Below are 20310 nucleotides of genomic sequence, written 5' to 3'. Positions count from 1 at the left end.
AAAATCGTCGAACGTCAAGGGTTCAGCAAAATGAGTTGAAAAGATGGCTGACCTTGGGTTCCTGGTCAGCTGATAGCAGCGTATTCTGGCTAAAGATACGCGAAAACAACCGCAGCCGTCGTTGGAAGGTTCGCCGGGTATGATCGGGTGTTTATTCTATGATGCTATTGCTGCGCCACTTGCGCGCCGTCGGACAATTTTACTGCACCGTGGCTCCCGCCAGCCTGGCCGTGACGCTACTGATGGCGGGCCTGCTGCTGCCGTTTCGCGAGGCGCCCAACTACGGCGTGCCCCTGCTGCTGAAGCTGCTCACCTGGCTGCCGCTGCTCTACTTGCACGCGCGGCTGCGGCCCCAGGCCCGCTGGTGGTGGCATAACTTGGGCTACTCGCGGCGGCAGCTCTGGGGCACCGTTTTCGCGCTCGATATGCTGCTGTTCGGGCTGATGCTGGGGCTGGTCTTTAGGTAAGCGAATATGATTCTTGGTAACTCCAAACCCGCGCAGGTACTGGAAGCTGATGGGCTGCAGCGGCGGCTGCCCGACGGGCGGCAGCTGCTCTCGGACGTTTACCTGCGGCTGACCACCGGCACCGTTACCGGCCTGCTGGGGCGCAATGGCAGCGGCAAAAGCACCTTGTTGCAGGCCGTTTTCGGTCCGCAGGCGGTAGCTGATGCCTCCGTGCGCCACAATGGCCGCTACGTGCAGCCGGCTTACCGACAGCCGGGCCTGGTCAACTACCTGCCCCAAACGCCGCTGCTGCCGCCCAACATGACGTTGCGGGCGGCCGCGCAGTGGCTGGGCGTGCCAACCGAAACGGCATTTGCGCGGTTTGCGGAGCTGCGGGCGCGGCAAGCGGAACCGGTGGGGCGGCTGTCGGGCGGGCTGGCGCGCACGGCCGAGGCGCTGCTGTTGCTGCACGCACCCACGCATTTTACGCTGCTCGACGAGCCGTTTGCGGGCGTGTCGCCGGTGCAGCTAGAGGAGCTGGCCGCGGAAATTGGGGTCGTGCGGCAGCGCAAAGGCGTGCTCGTCAGCGACCATAACTACCGCCTGCTGCTGCCGCTCTGCCAGCACTTGTACTTGCTCACCAACGGCGTGCTGCGCCCCGTCAGCCCGGAGCACTCCGTTGAGGAGTTGATAGCGCACGGCTACTTGCCCCCTACTGAACCGCCGCTGCGGCAGTACAGCGTCCCGTAAAATAGTTGGGGGAGCGGCAAAGTATTGAAGGGCATCGGCCGACGTAAAGGGTAAAATCCCCCAAACCTCAGCCGCAACCAGATGAATGTAATCGTAACCGGCGCCACCGGCATGGTGGGCGAAGGCGTGCTGCTCGAATGCCTGCAGGACCCCGGCATCACGCGCGTGCTTGTCGTCACGCGCAAGCCCACCGGCCGGCAGCACCCCAAGCTGCGGGAAGTGCTGCTGCCGGACTTTGCGCACCCCGAAGCTATCGAAAGCGAGCTGACGGGCTACGACGCCTGCTACTTCTGCCTGGGCGTGTCGTCGGTGGGCCTGAAGGAGCCCGAATACACCCGCCTCACCCACGACCTCACGCTGGGCTTTGCCCGCCCGCTGGCCCGGCTCAACCCGCAGATGACGTTCTGTTACGTCTCGGGCGCGGGCACCGACAGCACCGAAAAAGGCCGGCAGATGTGGGCCCGCGTGAAGGGCCGCACCGAAAACGAGTTGCTGCGCCTGCCGTTCCGGGCCGCTTACATGTTCCGGCCCGGCTTTATGAAGGCCACCGAGGGCCAGCAAAACGTGCTGCCCATGTACAAGTACATTGCCTGGCTGTACCCCGCGCTGCGCCGCTTCACGCCCGGCTTCGTGTCGACATTGGCCGAGGTAGGCCGGGCCATGATCAACGTGACCCGGCACGGCTACGAGAAGCGCGTGCTGGAAGTGCGCGACATCGTGGAGCTGGCGGGTCGGTATTGAGGATGAGCCCGTTGCGGCGGTAGTTGCAAGCGGTTTAGAACAACCAGCTACTCCGCCCGGCGCAGCTCCCAGGCATCATCGGGCGCCGTGAGGGCCTGCAGCTGCCACAGCAGCTGCTCCTCGGTGATGGGGTAGGGGGCCGCGTGGCGCAGGCTCTGGTACACGGCTTCGAACAGGCCCATGTAGTCGCCCTTGGGCGCGGGCACGGCGGTGGTCTGGCGCTGGCCGTCGGCACCAACCACCGTGAGCTGGCCGGCCAGCTCGGCGGGCTCCAGGCCGTAGGCCGCATCGAGCGGGGAGAGGGCCTCGTTGAGCTGGGCTTCCTGCACGTCGGCGCGGGGCTTGAGGTAGCTGCCGTGGGTGCCGTGCAGCACGTAGCTGGGCAGCGGCTGCGGAATCACCAGGCCGCCCACCACCGTCACGAGCGGGCCCTGGGGGTAGTGCAGCTGCAGCTGGAAGTAGTCGGTGACCTGGGAGCCGGGGCGGAACTGGCCCTGGGTGCGGCGCACGTGCGCGGGCTGGCCGAACAAGCTCAGGGCCTGGTCGAGCACGTGGGGGCCGAGGTCGAAGAGCAGGCCGCTGCCGGGCGTTTCGGGCTCTTCCTTGAACAGCTTGTGGTGCAGGGCCAGCTTGTGGCGGTCGAAGCGAAACGTGACTTCCGCCAGCTGCCCGAGCTGCCCGCTGTCGATAACCTGCCGCACCGACTGGAAATCGGAGTCCCAGCGGCGGTTCTGGTAGGCCAGCAGCTGGCGGTTCATCGTGCGGGCCAGCTCAAACAGCTCCCGCACTTCGGCCGCCGAGGTAGCCACGGGCTTTTCCAGCAGCACGTGCTTGCCGGCCTGCAGGGCCTGCCGGGCCAGCTGCACGTGTGAGTCGTTGGGCGTATTGACGATGACCAGCTCAATGGCCTCGTCGGCCAGCAGCTCGGCCACCGCGTCGTAGCTGATGACGCCCGGGTAGCGCTGCCGGGCCTGCTTGCGGCTGCGCTCCACCACGGCGCGGAACTCAAAGGCGGGGTGCGCGGCCACGAAGGGCGCCTGAAATAGCTGGCCCGACATGCCGTAGGCGAGCAGGCCGGTTTGGATGGCGTTGGTCATGGCGGCAAAATACGCGAAGAAGCCGGGCAAGGCCGCGGCGAACGTTGAAGCAAGCCGCCGAGACGCTTTATTCCTGGTCCGCTTCGAGCCTTGGACATAAAATTTCAGGCCGTTGAAAAAAATATGTCCCGGCCTCTCATCAATTGGGCAGGACATAAATTTTCGGGGTGCGCAAAAAAATATGTCCTGCCCTCGGCCGCGCCAGCTGCTTACTTAGTGGCCGTTTTACCCCCTCGACCTATTTTTCGAATGCAGGCCCTCGACGCTTCCGAACTTCCTCTTGCTGGCCTGCGCGTGTTGGAGCTGGCCGCCGTGCTGGCTGGCCCGCAGGTCGGGCAGTTTCTGGCCGAGCTGGGCGCCGAGGTGCTCAAAATCGAGCCGCCGGCGGGCGACGTGACGCGCACCTGGAAAACGCCCGCCGAGCCGGCCGATACCGACGTGTCGGCCTATTTCGCCTGCGCCAACTGGGGCAAGCAGTCGGTGGTGCTGGATCTGCGCAGCCCGGCCGGCCGGGCCCGGGTGCAGCAGCTGGCCGCCCGCGCCGACATCGTGCTGGCCAGCTACAAGCCCGGCGACGCGGAAAAGCTGCAGGTCGACTACGCCGCGCTCAGCCAGCACAATCCGCGCCTGATCTACGGGCAGATCAGCGGCTACGGCCCCGAGGTGCCCCGCGCCGGCTACGACGCGGTGGTGCAGGCCGAGGCGGGCTTCATGCACCTCAACGGGGAGCCCGGCCAGCCCCCGCTGAAGATGCCGGTGGCCCTGATGGACTTGCTGGCCGCCCACCAGCTCAAGGAAGGCCTGCTCACGGCCCTCTACCGCCGGGAGCGAACCGGCCGAGGCGCCCTGGTGCAGGTGTCGCTCTGGGACGCCGGGCTGGCCTCGCTGGCCAATCAGGCCAGCACCTACCTCGTCACCGGCCATGATCCGCAGCCCCTGGGCTCGGGCCACCCCAGCATCGTGCCCTACGGCACCGTGTACCAGGGCGCCGACGAGGTGCGCCTGATCCTGGCCGTGGGCTCCGACCGGCAGTTCGTGGACCTGTGCGCCGCGCTGGAGCGCCCGCAGTGGGCCACCGACGAGCGGTTCCAAACCAACGGCGCCCGCGTGCGGCACCGGGCCGCGCTGGAAGCCTTGCTGGCCGGGCGCATTGCCGAAATCAGCGGGGCCGAACTGCTGGCGCGGCTGGAGGCAGCGGCCGTGCCCGCCGGGGCCGTGCGCAGCGTGGGGCAGGCCCTGCGGGAGCCCGGCGCCGCGGCCATGCTCTTGCCGCCCGCGGCCGAATTTCCGCACCCGGGGCTGCGTACGGTGGCATTTCGCAGTCCGCAGTGGCCGGTGGTGACGGCGCTGGCCGCGCCGCCCGGGCTGGGGGCGCACGCGGCGGCGTTGGACGGAACTGACGGCGTTTCGGTCGAAAATTCCATCCCCCCACGCTAAAGATTCGTAGCATTAAGCGTCCTTTCGCTGGCCGGAGGGCCCCATGCCATTCCAGCCGCTGACTCCCAAAAGGCTCTGCCTGCCCACCTATGCCCGAGGAAAACAACCGCCCGACCCCGTCTGCTGAGTTCTCCGAAACTCCTGCTGCGCCGGACCCGCGTCCGGCCGACAAACCGGCCAAACCCGCGAAGGCCGGCAAGCCCGCCAGCGCGGAAAAGTCCGCCAAAGCCGATAAGCCCGCCGGCCGCAAAAAAGCCGCTAAAGCCACCGGGGCCGCGGGTGAAGCCCCGCCCGAGGAAATCGAGGACAAGCTCGACATCATCTTCGAGGGGCTGCGGCAGAAATCGGCCGCCAAGCAGGCCATTTTCCGCAACGCGCAGGCTGCTTTCGAGTGCCTGCGCACCGTTACGCAGGAGCTGGTGCTCGACCTCACGCGCCGCGTTACCTCCGTCGATTCCAGCGTGGTTATCGAGTACCGGCCCGTGAACGAGCTGGAGTTTCACATCCGCTTCAGCGGCGACCTGCTGGTGTTCGTGATGCATTCCAACATCATCACCTTCCCCGACGACTTCCCGCTGTTCGGCTCGCGCTACGTGAGCGAGGACTTCCGGCGCCGCTTCTTCGGCCACATCATGGCCTACAACTTCATGGCCGACTCGATCAAGTACCAGCGCCTGAACGACCCGGGCTACCTGGTGGGCCGCCTGCTGATCAACATCGACAACCACTACTACATCGAGGGGGCCAAGCAGCTGGACATGCCCGACAACGACATGGAGCATAACGTGGTGAACGAGGACGCGATGCGCCTGTACGTGGAAAGCGCCATGATTGCGGCCGTCAACAACGACCTGATGGCCCCGCCCATCCAGGATATTCAGAAAATCAGCGTCAAGCAGAAGCTGGAAAACCAGCAGGTCAGCCGCGGCAGCAAGGTCGGCTTCAACTTCCGCAGCGAGCAGGCCCGCCACCCCGGCTACGACGGGCTGACGTATTAGCGGTGAGGTGGTGAAATAGTGAGTTCAGGTCCTGACCTGACCGCCCATTTTGTGCCCCGTAATAATCGGACGGCCCCGGCAATGAGTTTGCCGGGGCCGTTTGCACATTCTGAGCTTGGCAGAATGTTAAAATCACCATTTCACTATTTCACTACCTCACCGCCGCGGCAGGTAGCCTACCTTCTCGCGCACCTTGTTGAGCACCGTGGTGCCGTAGTCCTGGGCTTTGCGGGCGCCCTCGGCCAGTTTCTTATCGACTTCGGGCAGGTTCTGCATGTAGTAGTTGAACTGCTCCCGCTCCTGGGCAAAGCGCGTGCGGATGACCTCGAACAGGGCCTGCTTGGCGTGGCCGTAGCCGTAGCCGCCGCGCAGGTAGTTCTGGCGCATGTCCTCCACCTCGGCGGGCGTGGCCAGCAGGGCGAACAGCCGGAAGGTGTTGTCGGTATCGGGGTTTTTCGGGGCTTCCAGCGGGGTGCTGTCCGACACAATCTGCTTGATGTTCTTCAGCAGGGCCTTGTCGTCGAGGAAGATGTCGATGATGTTGCCGTAGCTCTTGCTCATCTTCTGCCCGTCGAGGCCGGGCACAATCATCACCTGCTCGTCGGTGCGGGCCTGGGGCAGCACGAAGGTGTCGCCGTAGCGGCTGTTGAAGGCCGAGGCAATGTCGCGGGTGATTTCCAGGTGCTGCACCTGGTCCTTGCCTACGGGCACGAAGTCGGCGTCGTAGAGCAGGATGTCGGCCGCCATGAGCACCGGGTAGGTAAACAGGCCCGCATTCACGTCCGAGAGCCGGTCCGACTTGTCCTTGAACGAGTGCGCGTTGGCCAGCATCGGGTAGGGCGTGAAGCAGGAGAGGTACCAGGCCAGCTCGGTTACCTGCGGCACGTCGGACTGCCGGTAGAACATGTTCTTCTCCGTGTCGAAGCCGCAGGCCAGCCAGGCGGCGGCCACCGAGTAGGTGTTGTGGCGCAGCAGCTCCGCGTCGCGCACCTGGGTGAGGGAGTGCAGGTCGGCAATGAAGAGCAGGGACGTATTGGCCGAGCTTTTCGACAGCTCAATGGCGGGCAGAATGGCGCCGAGCAGGTTGCCCAGGTGCGGGCGGCCGGTGCTCTGAATGCCGGTCAGAATGCGGGACATGGAGAGGTTGATTATTCTTTCCGCTCAGGAATGGCAGAAATTGAAAAAGGTAAGTTGTTATTAAGTGCGTGGAGAGCAGTAGGCAAGTTGCTGTAAGTTATCAACCCTTCATCCAGCATTTGCGCCAAATCAGAGCGGCTAGCCAAAAAAGGTCGTGCCTGTTGACGAAAACGAGCCTTGTCAAAGTAGTCAACGACGACGGCGACAGCAGAATCTGGGTGGCTTTGCAGTAAATAAGCGTCAATGGAATACCGGTAGAGACACAGCCAGTCCGCACCGGTATTTAGGAGGTGGTCATAACGCATTACCACTACCTGCCCACTGTCGAGCCGCTGTACGAAAGCCTCGTCTACAGCAATTGAGCGAGAATTGACGGAGAGATGAAAGTGCTTAGCCACCACATAGGCGCGAGAACCAAGTTGGAAACGCTTAACTTCATCGGGGGGCAATTTGAGGCGTTTCCCTTTTTTCGTTTTGACAAGGAGCTTACGCTCATTTCGAAGCTTTAAATCCCCCAATTGCCTAACGCCAGGATTAGCCATTAAAAAGTATGAGCCTGCTTCAAAACGCTTAGAAAATTGTGCTACTGCCAATTGGGAAAGTAGCAGGCCGATAATAAGCAGCAAGTAGCGCATTGGCTTGAAGTGCAGTGGCAAACCGCCTTACACGCTTACATCCGCAGCGGCTTCCGTCTGCAGCTCCGAAGTTTCGGCCCGGCCCAGGTACCGGTCGATAAGGTTGTGGGCCAGGTAGAGCACCGGCGTGAGCAGCACCGCCGCCGCGAATTTATACCAGTAGTTGGTGTTGGCCACGCGCAAGACCTGCTCGAAGGACCAGTTGCCGAACACGTAGAAGGCCACGAACAAGACCACAAACGAGTCGACCAGCTGCGAGACGAGCGTGGAGCCGGTAGCCCGCAGCCAGATCAGGCGGCTGCCGGTGATGCGGCGCAGGCGCTGAAACACCGTCGCGTCGAGCAGCTGGCCAATGATGAAGGCCGCGATGGAGCCGATGATGATGTTGCCGCCCTGCCGGAAAATGCTCTGGTAGGCGTAGTCAATGTCGAAGGGCCGGCCCTGGGCGTCGGTTTTGTTGACGTCGAGCCAGAAGGCGGCGGGCTGCAGGCGGGTGGTGGCGTAGATGACGGCAAAGGCGTACAGGATCAGCCCGGCCGTGAGCAAACTCACCCGCAGCACGCCCCGGGGCCCGAAGTACTCGTTCAGGATGTCCGTGGTTACGAACACCGCCGGCCAGATCAGCACGCCCGCCGTCAGGTCGCCCGGCACCGATTCGGGCAGGCCGATCAGTCCGTTGACGTGGAAAATCTTCACCCCGATGATTTCGGCCAGCAGGGCATTGACGATGAAGATGGCGCTGAGCACCAAATACAGCTGCTGCTTCTTGTGGGCAAACAGCGCGTTGGCCGGGGTAGACATGAAGGGAATTATCAGTTGTCAGTTGCGGGTTGTCAGGCCAACAAGCGAAGCTGTTTAGGAAGTCGCCGAAAATTAATCAGGGCGTCATGCTGAGCGCAGTCGAAGCATGACGTTCTTTTAACTGTCTAAACAACTTCAGCAGTTGAAGCTGCAAAGAAACTAAGCTTCGGCAGGAAAAAACGCAACCTGCCCAGACGAAGCCAGTTCATAACTGCCAACTGCCAACTGCCAACTGCCAACTGCCAACTGCCAACTGCCAACTGCCAACTGCTACAGCGTCACGGTGAGGCCTTCGACGGCCAGCTGGGTGGGCTCGAACTCGCGGCGGGCTTCGCTGAGCAGGGGCTGCAGGTCGCGGTAGCGGGAGGAGAAGTGGCCGATGAGCAGTTGCTTGACCTCGGCCAGGCGCGCCAGCTGCCCGGCTTGGCGGGCGGTGGAATGGCCGGTTTGCTGGGCCCGGTCGAGCATTTCGTGCAGGAAGGTGCACTCGTGGTAGAGCAGGTCGACGCCGCGCACCAGCTCCGCCAGGCTTTCCTGGTACACCGTGTCGGAGCAGTAGGCGTAGCTGCGGGGTGCGGGCGGCTCGGTGGTCACGTCGTGGTGGCGCAGCCACACGTGGCCGGCCGCGTCGTGGAGGTCTTCGCCGCGCGTGAGGGCCTGCAGCTGCTCGGGCGTGAGCGAGTCGGGCAGAACTTCCTTGAGCAGGCGCCGGCGCCGGGGCTGCTCCCGAAACAGGTAGCCGCAGCACGGAATGCGGTGGCGCATCGGCAGGGTATACACCTGCACCAGCTGGTCGGAATAGATCAGCTGGTGCCGCTCGGTATCCACCGCCACAAAGTCCACGTCGTAGTTCAGCGGGGTGCCGGAGCAGCGCAACTGGGTGGTCAGAATTTCGTCGAGGCCGGCGGGACCGAAAATGCGCAGCGGCTCGGTGCGGCCCTGCAGGTGCAGGGTGCCCAGCAGGCCGAAGAGGCCGAAGAAATGGTCGCCGTGCAGGTGCGAGATAAAGATGCAGTTGATGCGCCCGAAGCGGATGCGCTGCTCAATCAGGCGCTCCTGGGTGGCCTCGCCGCAGTCAATCAGATACGGCTCGCGACCCACGGCAAGCACCTGCGCCGTGTGGTGGCGCCCGAGCATGGGCGTGGCCGAAGCGCTGCCGAGTATCGTTAGCTCAAACTCCAAAACAGTTGTCAGTTGTTAGTTGCCAGTTGTCAGGTGCAGCTTGGGGCGGCTACAAAACGAGCGAGGTTGTCAGTTGTCAGCTTCTCGAACTGACAACTGACAACCTCGCAACTGACACCTAGACGAAAACTACTCCTTGCTGGTCAGGTCGCGCTCGATGGCGTGCAGGAAAATACGGTCGATGCCTTCTTCCACCGTGGGCAGGATGTGCAGCACCGATTCCAGCTTGGAAATGGTGATGAGCTTCATCACGTGGTCCTGCAGGCCCGTCAGCACGAGCAGGCCACCGGTGGAGTTGCAGAGGCGGTTGGCAATCAGGATGGAGCTCAGACCCGACGAATCAGTGTACTTCACGTTCTGCAGGTCGAGGATCAGGTTGTTGATGCCCTCGGCGTTGAGCTTCACGAACTCCGACTTCAGGTCCGGCGCGACGGTGGTGTCGAGCTTTTTCTCGTCAATCGTGATGATCGTGTAGTTCTCTTTTTTATCGATGGAGTACTTCATACCAGGAAGGAGGGTTGTGCGAAGAGGGGGTAGGTTGCGAAGGTAAGAAAAAAAGCCGGGTGTCTGGTATAGGCGGAACCCTACGAAGTTATAGGTTTTCCGCCAATTTCAGCGCCCCACCGCCCCGAAAGTGAGCGAGGCCCAGGTGCTTTGCCAGTCGGCCTGCGGGTGCTTGGCGAGCGGAACCATGCGCACGGCGGCCAATAGCACTTCGGCCGGAGCCTGCAGCTGAAACAGCGCCCGGCCGTTTTGGTTGGTGTGCAGGGTAAAATGTTTGGGCGGTTGCCCGCCCACGGGCCGCAGCCACACCTGCACGGCCTGGGCCGCGGCGGGGCGGCCGTCGGCCAGCACGCGCACGGTGAGCGAGGCCCCCGGCGCCAGCGTGTAGGGGTTTTGCTCGGGGATGATTTCAAGCGGATGACCCACGCGGCGCCGGTAAGTGGTGTCGGCCGCCGATACGGCCCCGGCGGGGCCGGCCAGCATCAGGGTTTTGGCGCAGCGGCGGTAGGCCTCGCGGCCGGGCTTGTCCTGCTGCTTGCGCCGCTGCCGCTGCCAGCTGATGTCGCTCAGGCCTTCTTCCTTCAGGTACGCCTCAAACTCGGCGGCGGGCAGGGTGAGGTAGGCGTCGTTGGTGCGCAGGGCCAGCAGGTGCACGCCGGGCTGCCGCAGCTCCACGGTGGTGCTGAGCGTGTCGGCCTGCCGGGCCGGGGCCGTGAGGTCCACGGGTTCGGCGGCGCCGGGCGGCAGGTGCAGCAGCCGCTCCAGCCGGGCGCTCTGCCCGGTCCAGCGCGTGCCCTTGAAATCGGCGCCCACCCAGCGGCCCAGGTGCACGCGGCTGCCGGGCGCCACGGCGAAGCGCGTGGGCTGCAGCCAGAACTCGTTGGCCAGGGCCGTGCTGACGGCCAGCAGCAGGCAGGGCAGGAGCAGGCGTTTCATGGCCGCTTACTCCCGCTCCAGGGCCAGCTCGTAGGCGCGGTCGTAGTGCTGGCGCAGCTGGTGCCAGTCGAACTGCCCGGAGGAGCTTTCCACCTGGTTGCGCTGCATGATTCGCTCCCGGCGGTTGAGCATCACGAAGCGCCAGAGCATGTCGGTCAGCTCCTCGGCGGCCTCGTCGAAGCTGCGCTCCTTGCGGCGCACCACGAAAATGCCCTTCTGCTCGTGGTCGGGCACGTGCTGCTGCACGTAGTCGCCGAAGCCGGAGAGGTCGGAGGTGACGGCCGGCACGCCGCGGGCAATGCACTCCAGCGGGGTGTAGCCCCAGGGCTCGTAGTAGCTGGGGAAGATGCCCAGGTGGCAGCCGCGCACGAACTGCCCGTACTCCATGCCGAACAGCGGGGAGGTGGTGGACACGAAATCGGGGTGGTACACCACCTTCACGCGGTCGTGACGGTTGTTCACCAGGTTGGCGCGGCGCACGAATTCCAGGATGTCGTCCTTGGAGTCGTCCACCAGGTTGTGGGTGATGACCGGGGGCAGGCGGGTGGTTTTCCAGCTTTGCAGGGCGCGGCGGTAGCGCAGCTTCCAGTAGTCGTCGACGAGGTCGTTGAGGTTGGGCAGCTGGTAATCGGAGGAGCTGGCGGCCTGGTAAAACAGCTTTTCGCCCACCTGCTGCTCGATGGCCTCGCAGGTGCTCTGCACCTCGTCGAGCATGGCGCGGCTCTGCAGCACCTCGGCGTTGATGCTGTGGTAGGGCCGCTTGGTAATCATGAACAAGACCACCTGCCCCTCCAGCCCGCTCTGCTGAATGCGGTAGTTCAGGCGCGCCACGGCCTCCAGCGTCACGTCGAAGCCCTTGTTGTGGTACTCGTAGCGGCCGGAGGTGAAGAAGTACAGCGTCTTGTCCAGGTCGAAGGAATACGACTGGAAGAAGTGCGCCATCACGAATTCGTGAATCTTCGACTTGTACTGCTGGTGCAGGTTCTGAAACTCGTGCAGGGCCACAAACCGCTCGATGTTCAGCCCGTTGGGCAGCACCGCGTCCGGAATCCGGTCGAGCAGGTAAATGCACTCCCGCACCGTCAGCTCCGATACCGTGGTGAACACGTGGGCGCCGTGCGCCGCGGCGCGCTCCATGCGCACGGCCGTCTCGATGTTGAAGTGCTTGGCTTCCCGCTCCCAGTCCACGTACAGCAGGTGGTCGTAGAAGTTCGGGTCGTTCATGGCCAAATAGCGGCCGAGCAGGGTGGCGTGGGTGGTAAACACCAGCTTGGCCTTGGTTTGCTCGCGACGCAGGGCCGGAATGGCCGAGCCCACCATCCACTCGTGGAAGTGGGCAATGATGCGGTACTCGGCGGCTTCGGCTTCGGCCTCCAGCGTCTGCACAAAGCGCGTGGCCAGGTGCCCGAAGGCCGTGACCTGGTGCAGCAAATCGTCGTGCTCCTGCGAGGGAATGTGGTGGTGGTGCCACAGGTCGGACTTGAGTTGCCCGAGCTGGTGGTAGGCCTGGAAGGGCGAAATCAGCACCACCCGCGGCTTGCCCGTCACCAGCCAGTGGCCGTAGTGCACCTCCACGCCCTGCTGGCGCAGGCGGCGCACGGCGCGGGCCACCGGGTCGTGGTAGGCGGCGGCCAGCTGGGTGTCCGACAGCGGCTCGAACTCGGCCTGGGCCTGCTGCGGAAAGTAGGGCCCGAGCAGGCAGTACCGGTCGTTCCACACGTCGACGGTGGCCGGGACTTTGGAGCGAATAACGGTGTAGATGCCGCCGACCTGGTTGCAGACTTCCCAGGCAACTTCCAGGAGCAGGGCGCTGGGCACAACGGTTTCGGGGGCGGAGGCGGGAAATTGCATTCGGTAAGGGCGCGTTGGAGGACTTGCGGCAAGATAGAAGCTGCCCGGTGGTTTCAAGGGCAAAACATCAGCAAAAAGGCGGGCGGCGCAGTTTTTTTCAAAACCACCGCCGCCCGCCGCTCCGATTTGCTGCCGAAGCTACTCCGCGTCCTGCGAAATAATCAGCACCGAGTACGGCGCCAGCCCGAAGGTGCCGGCAAACGGCTGCCCGTCGTAGTCGCCCGCCTCGGCCTCGGCACCCACGCTCTCGAAGTTGCCGAATTCCTGGTCGTAGCCGGCCCAGTCGGAGTTGAAGCGCACCTGCCACTGCCCGCCCGCCGGCAGGCCGATGGTGTAGGCGTCGTGGCCGCGGTCGGCGAAGTTGCAGAGCACGATGGTGTCGTCGGCGGGGCCGCCGGCGTCCCAGCGGCGGAAGGCCAGCACCTTCTCGTCGTCGTTGACGTGAAACACCTCGATGTGCTGGCCCAGCAGGCCGCGGGTGGTGCCGTGGTAGTTGCGGCGCAGCGCAATCAGGTCGCGGTACAGGTGCACCAGCCCCGCAAACTGCTCCTCGCGGGCCCAGTCCAGCGGCTGGTCGTCCGAAAACGAGCCGTCGGCGAGCATGGGCTGGCCCTGGAAAATCATCGGGATGCCGGGGGCGGTGAAAACCAGCGCCGCGCCCAGGGTGGAGCGTTTCTTCGGAAACCACGAAGCCGCGTCGCCGGGCATGATTTCCTCGGTCACGCGGGCCTTGCCGTTGGCCACCTCGTCGTGCGACTCGGTGTAGATGACGCGCTGAAACGCCTCGCCGTTGTACACTTTCGTCAGCGCCGCGGCCACGGCGGGCATGCTGCGGTCCTGGTCGTTGGGCGTCACCAGCGCCTCGCGCACCGGGTACACGAAGGCCGAATCCCACTGCGTGGAAAAGCCCTGGCCGCCTTCGCCGGGCGTTTTGGTGATGTACTCGTTGCCGAGCAAGTCCTCCGCGATGGTGATTTTCCAGGGCATGCGGGCGTGCACTTCCTCGTTCACCCACTTCATCAGGCTCCAGCCGTCGGGCAGGTCGCGGGCGGGGTCGTTGGTGCCGTCCACGTTGCGGATGTGGGCAATGGCGTCGGCCCGGAGGCCATCCACGCGGTATTCTTCCAGCCAGAGCAGGGCGTTGTCGCGGATGTACTGGCGCACTTCGGGGCGGCCGTAGTCGGGGCGGTTGTGGCCCCAGGGCGTTTCGGCGCGCCAGTCGTTGTAGAAGTAGATGCCGCCGCCGTCATTCTCGCTCCAGCCGTCGAACTGCCACAGGTCCAGGTCGCCGGGGCCGAAGTGGTTATACACCACGTCCAGAATCACCGCAATGCCGTGCTGGTGGGCGGCCCGGATAAACTCCTTAAAGGCCAGCGGTCCGCCGTAGTCGGTTTCGATGGCGTAGGGGTGGGCCGGGTTGTAGCCCCACGACAGGCTGCCCGGAAACTCCGTGGCCGGCATGATTTCCACGGCGTTGATGCCAAGGTCCTTCAGGTAGCCCAGCTTCTCAATGGCGTCGCGGAAGCTGCCGGGTCGGGCGGGGTCGGGGGCGTAGAAGGTGCCCACGTGCAGCTCGTAAATCACCAGCTCGTTCCAGGCGGGCATCTCGAAATGGTCGTCGCCCCAGTCGAAGTTGGGGTCGTGCACCACCGAGTTGCCGGCCGAGTGGGTGACTTCGCGGGCGTAGGGGTCGTGGCGGGTCAGCTCCTGGCCGTTTTCGCCCTTGAGCCAGAATTTGTACTCGGTGCCGGCTTGCAGGCCGGGGATGTCGGCGGCCCAGTAGCCGTCGGCTTCGTGCTGCAGCGGGTGGGCTTCGGGGTTCCAGTCGTTGAAGGGCCCGACCACGGCGACGGCCCGGGCGTGCGGGGCCCACACGCGGAAGGCCACGCCTTTATCGTGCAGAATGGCACCCATGCCAGTGGGCAGGGCAGCCACGGGAGCGGCCGGCTGAGTAGTGCGGCGCGGTTGTTTCGGGGTTGAGGTGCTAGGCATGTAAGAAAGCAAGGTGTGCGGCAAAATCAGTAGGCAGTAACTGCTTTTGTCGAGTTTAGGTTGTGCCGGCCGCGGTTACAGCCCGGGAAGCGGCCCAGGGCGCTAGTGGTTGATATTGATTACCTTGACGATAAGCCCGGCGGAAGCTGTCCGCCGGCGGTGTCGTCAACCCAACCCCGGAGCGTTATGGAAACCACCACAAGCGCCGCGGCCGCCGAGGTCAGCGCCGAAGCCTTTGCCGACCGGTTCGTGCAGTCGTTGCTGGGCACGCTCGACGTGTTCGGCGTGTATCTGGGCGTGCGCCTGGGCTACTACCAGGTGCTGGCCCGCAGCGGCCCGCTCACCGCCGCCCAGCTGGCCCGCCGCAGCGGCACCGATGCCCGTTACGCCCGGGAGTGGCTGGAGCAGCAGGCGGTATCAGCCATTCTCACCGTCGACGACGAGCGGGCCCCGGCCGAGGAGCGGCGCTTTGCCCTGCCGCCCGGCCCGGCCGAAGTGCTGGCCGACGAAAACAGCCTGCAGTACCTCGCTCCGCTGGCCCAACTGATGGCCGGCATCGTGCACCCGCTGCCGGCTGTGGTGGCCTCCTACCGCAGCGGCGGCGGCCTTTCCTTCGGCGCCTACGGCCCCGACATGCGCGAGGGCCAGGCCGGTCAGAACCGTACCATGTTTCTGCAGCAGCTCGGCCAGGAGTGGCTGCCCGGCCTGCCCGATATCGACGCCCGCCTGCGGCAGGCCGCGCCGCCCGCCCGCGTGGCCGACATCGGCTGTGGCGCCGGCTGGTCGGCCATCGGGCTGGCGCAGAGCTACCCGCACGTGGTGGTCGACGGCTTCGACCTGGACGAGGAATCGGTGGCGCTGGCCCAGGCCAACGTGGCCGCCGCGGGCCTCGCCGGGCGGGTGCGCATCCGGGTGCAGGACGCCGCCGAGGCCCCGCTCACCGCCGGGCACTACGACCTGGTCACGGCCTTCGAGTGCCTGCACGACATGGCTCAGCCGGTGGCGGTGCTGCGCGCCATGCGCCGCCTGGCCGGCCCCGGCGGCGCCGTGCTGGTGATGGACGAGCGGGTGGCCGAGCAGTTTTCCGTCAGCGCCGACCCCATTGAGCGGCTGATGTACGGCTTCAGCATTCTGCACTGCCTGCCGGTGGGCAAGGCCGAGGAGCCTTCTGCCGAAACCGGTACCGTGATGCGCCCCGGCACCCTGGCCCGCTACGCCCGCGGCGCCGGTTTCGCCCGCACCGAAATCCTGGCCATCGAGCACCCGTTTTTCCGCTTTTACCGGCTGCACAGCTGAGGCGTTGGCCGCCGGGTGCCGCGCGGAGTTGCGCCCTGCCCGGATTTTGCCGTGCTTGGGCGCCGTGAATTCCTCCGCCTCCGACCCCAGCCGCATTGTCGTGTACCACCGCCACCACGCCCGGCGGCAGCGCGCCAAGGCCCTTTCGCACCTGGTGCCCGCGCTGGTGCTCCTCAGTAGCCTGCTGCCCCTGCTGCAGGGCGAGGCGCCGAGCTGGGTGACGGCCGCCGAAATCGGGGTGGGCGCGGCCTACGTGGTGCTGCTGGTGCGGGAGCTGCGCCACCTGCACCACCACCCGCACCACCGCGCCGCGGTGGAGTGGCTGGAAATTGCCGGCGCGGGCATTCTGGCCCTCGAAGGCTACCACATCTGGCACCGCCACCACGAGGCCGAAGCCGCCGGCGCTCCGGCCCGCTTCCACGTGCTGCCCTGGCTGTATTGGGGGGGGGCGCTGGTATACGTGGGCTTGGCCTTCGGCCTGCGCCACCTCGATGCCCGCCGCCACCTGCACCTGCACGCCGAGGGCTTCAGTCTGCGCCCCAATCCGCTGGTGCCCTTGCGTCACTGGCGCTGGGCCGACATCGACACGCTGGTGGCCGTGGGCCCGGCGGACCTGCTCATCCGCTACCGCAGCGGCCGCGAGGAGCGCCTGTCCTTCGCCCATTTGCACGAAGGCCCGGCCCTGCGCGAGCAGCTGCTGCAGCACGCCGCCGGTGGCCCTGTGCACGACGAAAACGAAGAACCGGCGTAGGCCCGACTGAGGTAACGTTCGTCCGGCTGGTTGGTCCCGAATCGGCCCGAAAGCCTTACTTTAAGGCATGATGGAATTTCTCGCGCGCCCCTGGCCCTGGTACGTGGCTGGCCCGCTCGTAGGCCTGATGGTGCCTCTGCTGCTGCTGCTCGGCAACAAGCTCTTCGGCATATCCAGCAACCTGCGTCACGCCTGCGCCGCCGTGCTGCCCACCCGCGGCCTCGACTACTTCCGCTACGACTGGCGCCGGGAAGGCGGCTGGAACCTGGCCCTGGCGCTGGGCATCATCGGGGGCGGACTGCTGGCCGGCACCGTGCTGCGCAACCCGCAGCCCGTAGCCATAGCCGCCACCGTGGCCGATCTGCAGCGCCTCGGCCTCCACGACTTTCGCGGCCTGGTGCCGGCCGAGCTGTTCAACTGGCCCGCGCTGCTGAGCGGACGCGGCCTGGCCCTGGTGGTGGGCGGGGGCTTTCTGGTGGGCTTCGGCACGGCTTACGCGGGTGGCTGCACCTCGGGCCACGCGCTGACGGGCGTCGCCGACCTGCAAAAGCCCTCCATGCTGGCCATGGCCGCCTTTTTCGTGGGCGGCATCATCGGCACCTGGGTGCTCTTACCACTGATTCTGGCATGAGCGCGCCGCTGATTTCGGACGCGCCGCCGGTGGTACCGGCCGCGCGGGAAGCTTCGGCCGGAAGCTGGCGCGGCTTACTGCTGTATTTCGCGGTGGGCGTGGCCTTCGGGGTGGTCATCACCAAGGGCGAGTTGATTTCCTGGTTTCGGATTCAGGAAATGTTTCGCTTTCAGGGCTTTCACATGTTCGGCATCTTCCTGACGGCCCTGCCCGTGGCCATTCTCACCACGCAGCTGCTCAAGCGCAGCCACGCCCGCACCCTCGGCGGGGAGCCAATTCAGCTGCCGCCCAAAACCATGGGCCGCGGCATTCGCTACATCGTCGGCGGCACGCTCTTCGGCCTGGGCTGGGCCCTGACGGGCGCCTGTCCCGGGCCGCTGCTAGCCCTGTGGGGCAGTGGCGTGGGCGTTATTGGCGTAGCCATCGTCAGCGCCATGCTGGGCACCTGGGCCTACGGGTGGCTGCGCCCGCGCCTGCCGCACTAGCGGCGCGGCGCGGGTCCTCGGGTACCACTTGGCTTATCGGTGATACTTTTGCCGCCCGCCGAACCCGCGGCTTTGTTGCGGTGTTTTACTATTCTACGTCTCACCGCCAATTCCGCGTTTCTGTGCCCCGTCCGATGCTCGAATACGGCCTGTATGGCTGGTCGCCCGCCTACGGTTACTCTTACTTACACCCGGCCAACCGCCGCTCCTTCGAGTGGGTGGAGCCGCTGGACAAGCTCTTCGAGAAAATCAGCGAGGACGAAGACTGGATAACCCTGCGCTACGACGAGCGAAACTACCTCGTGCGCCCCGACCTGTTCCGCCCCGTGGGGCGCCCGCCCTTCGGCTTCGGCGACGCGGTGGAGGCCGTGGATCTGGAACCCGGCCAGCCCCGCCTGCGCGGCGTCGTGTCGGATATCATGTGGGATGAGCGGCAGGACCGCCCCCGCTACCAGATTGTGGTGCGCAAGAAGAAAGTGCCCCGCGTATTCGAAGCCGACGAGCTGCGCCCGGCGCGCTAGATCTGCTGGTGAGCCCCGCTTAAACAGGAACGTCCTGCTGAGCCCCGCGAAGCATCTCTACCGAGCCGTTGTTCGGTAGAGATGCTTCGCGGGGCTCAGCAGGACGTTCTTGACTTTTATAAAGCAGAGCTCTACGCCGTGGCCGTCGTGACGGTGGCCGGGGTGGGCGTGAAGGCTTCGTGGGTGCGGCCCAGCCAGCTGGCCAGGTACTTCTCCATGCGCACGTCGGTGTGCAGGTTCAGCTGCTGGGCGAAGAACTGATGCCAGGCCGCCAGGGCCGTGGCTTCGGCCGGGGTGAAGCTGCCCGCGCGGTACTTGTAGAACGCCTGGCGCATGGCAATCAGCCGCTGGTAGAAGTGGGCGGCGTCGACGGCGTTGAGGGCCGCCACGCTCTGCGGGCCGATCTGGCCGTCGAGGACGAGGTGGGCGCCAAACTCGGTGATGAGCAGGTACTGCCACATCTTGGCGGCGCGCCCGGTGCCGGCATTCACGCCGTGGTCGGCCAGCTGATCGGCAATGGGCTGCGAGTTCACCGCGTCGAGGTGCAGCGGGTTCCAGTAGGCGGCTTTGTAAAATGCTTCGATGGCGGCGGCCAGGGGCGCATCGGCGGCCAGGGCCAGGTTCAGCTGGTGCCAGTCGGCCTGCGGCACCGGGTGGGGCAAACCCAGGTGGGCCTTGATGGCGTCGACGGTGGGCCAGCCGGACCAGTGCGGGTTGGCGGCGCGAGCAATGCCGCGGTAGGTTTCGCCGCCCGGGTCGAGCGGATCGTGGCAGTAGCCGCCTTCGTTGGCGAGCAGGGTGGGGTAGTAGTGCGCAAAAGCAGCCATAGCGAAAAAAGAACGGGCAGCAGATAAAATACGTGGGCGCGGTGGCGACCCCGAAAGGTCGATATTAGTAAAAAACATAATTAACGATTGGGCTTGACGAGGAATTTTTTAATTATGCAGCGGCAAGCCCGGCAAATGAATTAATGCCGGTTTGCTGCCGGAAATAAATGTTTGCCTTGTCAATTGGGCGTTGTGGCGGGGAGCAGGCCTGATTTACGGGCCGGCTACGAGCCGTGGATGGCGGCGCTTTTCACCTTCTTTTTTCCCGATTATGGCTCTGAGCTTACAAGACGACGCCATTGTTTCCACGGTTTCGCTGCCCGCGGCCCAGCCCGGCCGGCTCGATGCGGTGCGCGGCGCCATTCCCGATTCGGGCAACGTCAGCGGCATCGAGGTGCGCCTGGCGCAGCTGCACATCAAGGACAACCACACCCCGCGCATTCCGCCCTTCCCCGGCTACGCCAACCTCTACCTGCTGGTGGTGGTCATCGACGACCAGATGCAGGAGCCGCGCACGCTCACGCTCAACAGTTTCCCGCGCGTCGACGACAACGAGGACCTGCCCGTCGACCGCACCTTGTACTACTGGAAGCAGGAGCAGCCCGACCAGAAGCCGCCCTGCCAGGTGCACGTGCTCGTGTCGGTGCTCAAAAGCAAAAAGGACCTGCGCGACACCGGGCAGGTGCTGGCCGCCGCCCAAAACAACGATACCTACAAAAGCCTGCTGCAGCAGGTGACGGCCGCCATCGTGAAGGCCCCGACGCAGACGGTGGGCCTGATTCTGCAGTTGGGCAACGTTATCGGCTCGGCCCTGACCGACGTGGAGGACAAGACGCTGTTCACGCAGGTGGTCAGCTTCACCGACATCAACGGTGACTTCGACACCCTCGGCAAAACCCCGCACCAGCAGGAAAACCGCTACGTGGCCTCCACGCTCAGCATTATCGTGCGCGACACCGAGCGGGAGCAGGCCCTGGCCAACCTGGCGCCCACCACCCAGCCGGCGTAGTCAAGCCGGCGCTACAGCCTCCCTGGGTACAGTCGCTGCAACTGCCAGAGGCCGGCTGAGCCAGCCGGGGCCGTCAGCGCTTTTTTGCCCATTTACTTAGCGAATCAGATGCTGTTCTGGCGTAGAAATACGGGTTTTTTGGTGTGTATTCAGGTAATTATACCTGGTAGTTTAGCCGGTGGATCAATTGATTTTTGATTGTGGAATAATTACGGCTTTTCAGCTGCTTTTATTCAGATTGGAATGCATCCAAAGCCGTTACTCATTGGCCTTACCCGTTCGT

The 20310-nt window shown here is 64.9% G+C and carries 21 protein-coding genes; 11 read left to right on the top strand and 10 right to left on the bottom strand.

The window, feature by feature from the left end:
- Positions 1-158 precede the first annotated feature (158 nt).
- The 3 genes from DLM85_RS22395 to DLM85_RS22385 all read left to right on the top strand — a co-directional run bounded on the left by DLM85_RS22395 (position 159) and on the right by DLM85_RS22385 (position 1937).
- Entirely contained in the window at positions 159-467 is a 309-nt protein-coding gene (locus tag DLM85_RS22395; protein WP_111480414.1) for a hypothetical protein, read from the top strand.
- Positions 468-473: 6 nt separating this feature from the next.
- Complete coding sequence (locus DLM85_RS22390; RefSeq protein ID WP_111480413.1) at positions 474-1196, top strand: ATP-binding cassette domain-containing protein; 723 nt, start codon at positions 474-476, stop codon at positions 1194-1196.
- 81 nt (positions 1197-1277) lie between these two features.
- Complete coding sequence (locus tag DLM85_RS22385) at positions 1278-1937, top strand: NAD-dependent epimerase/dehydratase family protein (RefSeq protein ID WP_111480412.1); 660 nt, start codon at positions 1278-1280, stop codon at positions 1935-1937.
- Positions 1938-1984: 47 nt separating this feature from the next.
- Here DLM85_RS22385 and DLM85_RS22380 read toward each other — a convergent pair whose 3' ends face one another.
- On the bottom strand, positions 1985-3034 hold the full coding sequence (locus tag DLM85_RS22380; protein WP_111480443.1) for a Gfo/Idh/MocA family oxidoreductase: 1050 nt from the start codon (positions 3032-3034) through the stop codon (positions 1985-1987).
- 249 nt (positions 3035-3283) lie between these two features.
- Here DLM85_RS22380 and DLM85_RS22375 point away from each other — a divergent pair, with 249 nt between their 5' ends.
- Complete coding sequence (locus DLM85_RS22375; protein ID WP_165822255.1) at positions 3284-4471, top strand: CaiB/BaiF CoA transferase family protein; 1188 nt, start codon at positions 3284-3286, stop codon at positions 4469-4471.
- An 89-nt stretch (positions 4472-4560) separates the two neighbouring features.
- On the top strand, positions 4561-5469 hold the full coding sequence (locus DLM85_RS22370; RefSeq protein ID WP_243636090.1) for a hypothetical protein: 909 nt from the start codon (positions 4561-4563) through the stop codon (positions 5467-5469).
- Between the two features lie 156 nt (positions 5470-5625).
- Here DLM85_RS22370 and trpS read toward each other — a convergent pair whose 3' ends face one another.
- The 8 genes from trpS to DLM85_RS22335 form a co-directional block, all read right to left on the bottom strand.
- Entirely contained in the window at positions 5626-6606 is a 981-nt protein-coding gene (trpS, locus tag DLM85_RS22365) for a tryptophan--tRNA ligase (protein ID WP_111480411.1), read from the bottom strand.
- Between the two features lie 11 nt (positions 6607-6617).
- A complete protein-coding gene (locus tag DLM85_RS25195) occupies positions 6618-7241 on the bottom strand; it encodes a hypothetical protein (protein ID WP_133257210.1) in 624 nt (207 codons plus the stop codon).
- Between the two features lie 27 nt (positions 7242-7268).
- Complete coding sequence (locus DLM85_RS22360) at positions 7269-8042, bottom strand: queuosine precursor transporter (RefSeq protein WP_111480410.1); 774 nt, start codon at positions 8040-8042, stop codon at positions 7269-7271.
- A 270-nt stretch (positions 8043-8312) separates the two neighbouring features.
- Positions 8313-9224 carry a ribonuclease Z gene (locus DLM85_RS22355; RefSeq protein WP_111480409.1) on the bottom strand — a complete coding sequence of 304 codons (912 nt, stop codon included), beginning with the start codon at positions 9222-9224 and terminating at the stop codon, positions 8313-8315.
- 129 nt (positions 9225-9353) lie between these two features.
- Positions 9354-9728 (bottom strand): STAS domain-containing protein, encoded by a 375-nt coding sequence (locus DLM85_RS22350; protein WP_078012567.1) that lies wholly within the window; start codon positions 9726-9728, stop codon positions 9354-9356.
- 108 nt (positions 9729-9836) lie between these two features.
- Positions 9837-10664 carry a DUF4198 domain-containing protein gene (locus DLM85_RS22345; RefSeq protein ID WP_111480408.1) on the bottom strand — a complete coding sequence of 276 codons (828 nt, stop codon included), beginning with the start codon at positions 10662-10664 and terminating at the stop codon, positions 9837-9839.
- Between the two features lie 6 nt (positions 10665-10670).
- Positions 10671-12515, bottom strand: a complete 1845-nt coding sequence (locus DLM85_RS22340) for a glycosyltransferase (RefSeq protein ID WP_111480407.1) — start codon at positions 12513-12515, stop codon at positions 10671-10673.
- Positions 12516-12653: 138 nt separating this feature from the next.
- Entirely contained in the window at positions 12654-14507 is a 1854-nt protein-coding gene (locus tag DLM85_RS22335; RefSeq protein ID WP_243636089.1) for an alpha-amylase family glycosyl hydrolase, read from the bottom strand.
- A gap of 186 nt (positions 14508-14693) precedes the next feature.
- Here DLM85_RS22335 and DLM85_RS22330 point away from each other — a divergent pair, with 186 nt between their 5' ends.
- From DLM85_RS22330 to DLM85_RS22310, 5 genes are all read left to right on the top strand, one after another.
- Complete coding sequence (locus tag DLM85_RS22330; protein ID WP_111480405.1) at positions 14694-15803, top strand: class I SAM-dependent methyltransferase; 1110 nt, start codon at positions 14694-14696, stop codon at positions 15801-15803.
- Positions 15804-15867: 64 nt separating this feature from the next.
- Positions 15868-16554: a hypothetical protein gene (locus tag DLM85_RS22325; protein WP_133257209.1), complete on the top strand. Its 687-nt coding sequence runs from the start codon at positions 15868-15870 to the stop codon at positions 16552-16554.
- Positions 16555-16621: 67 nt separating this feature from the next.
- Positions 16622-17185, top strand: a complete 564-nt coding sequence (locus DLM85_RS22320) for a YeeE/YedE family protein (RefSeq protein ID WP_111480403.1) — start codon at positions 16622-16624, stop codon at positions 17183-17185.
- On the top strand, positions 17182-17670 hold the full coding sequence (locus DLM85_RS22315) for a DUF6691 family protein (RefSeq protein WP_111480402.1): 489 nt from the start codon (positions 17182-17184) through the stop codon (positions 17668-17670). The genes DLM85_RS22320 and DLM85_RS22315 overlap by 4 nt, the downstream gene beginning before the upstream one ends.
- A 122-nt stretch (positions 17671-17792) precedes the next feature.
- The gene (locus DLM85_RS22310; protein WP_133257208.1) at positions 17793-18191 is read left to right on the top strand and encodes a DUF6960 family protein; all 399 of its coding nucleotides are present in this window, start codon (positions 17793-17795) and stop codon (positions 18189-18191) included.
- Between the two features lie 131 nt (positions 18192-18322).
- Here the strand turns inward: DLM85_RS22310 and DLM85_RS22305 are convergent, their stop codons facing one another.
- A complete protein-coding gene (locus tag DLM85_RS22305; protein ID WP_165822254.1) occupies positions 18323-19018 on the bottom strand; it encodes a glycosyl hydrolase 108 family protein in 696 nt (231 codons plus the stop codon).
- Positions 19019-19289: 271 nt separating this feature from the next.
- On the opposite strand from DLM85_RS22305, the gene DLM85_RS22300 reads away from it, so the two are divergent.
- Positions 19290-20027, top strand: a complete 738-nt coding sequence (locus DLM85_RS22300) for a hypothetical protein (protein WP_111480399.1) — start codon at positions 19290-19292, stop codon at positions 20025-20027.
- The last annotated feature ends 283 nt before the right edge of the window (positions 20028-20310 follow it).

Origin of the sequence: Hymenobacter edaphi (assembly GCF_003258365.1) — a bacterium.
Taxonomy (GTDB): Bacteria; Bacteroidota; Bacteroidia; order Cytophagales; family Hymenobacteraceae; genus Solirubrum; species Solirubrum edaphi.
This window is presented reverse-complemented; position numbering and strand designations above follow the sequence as displayed.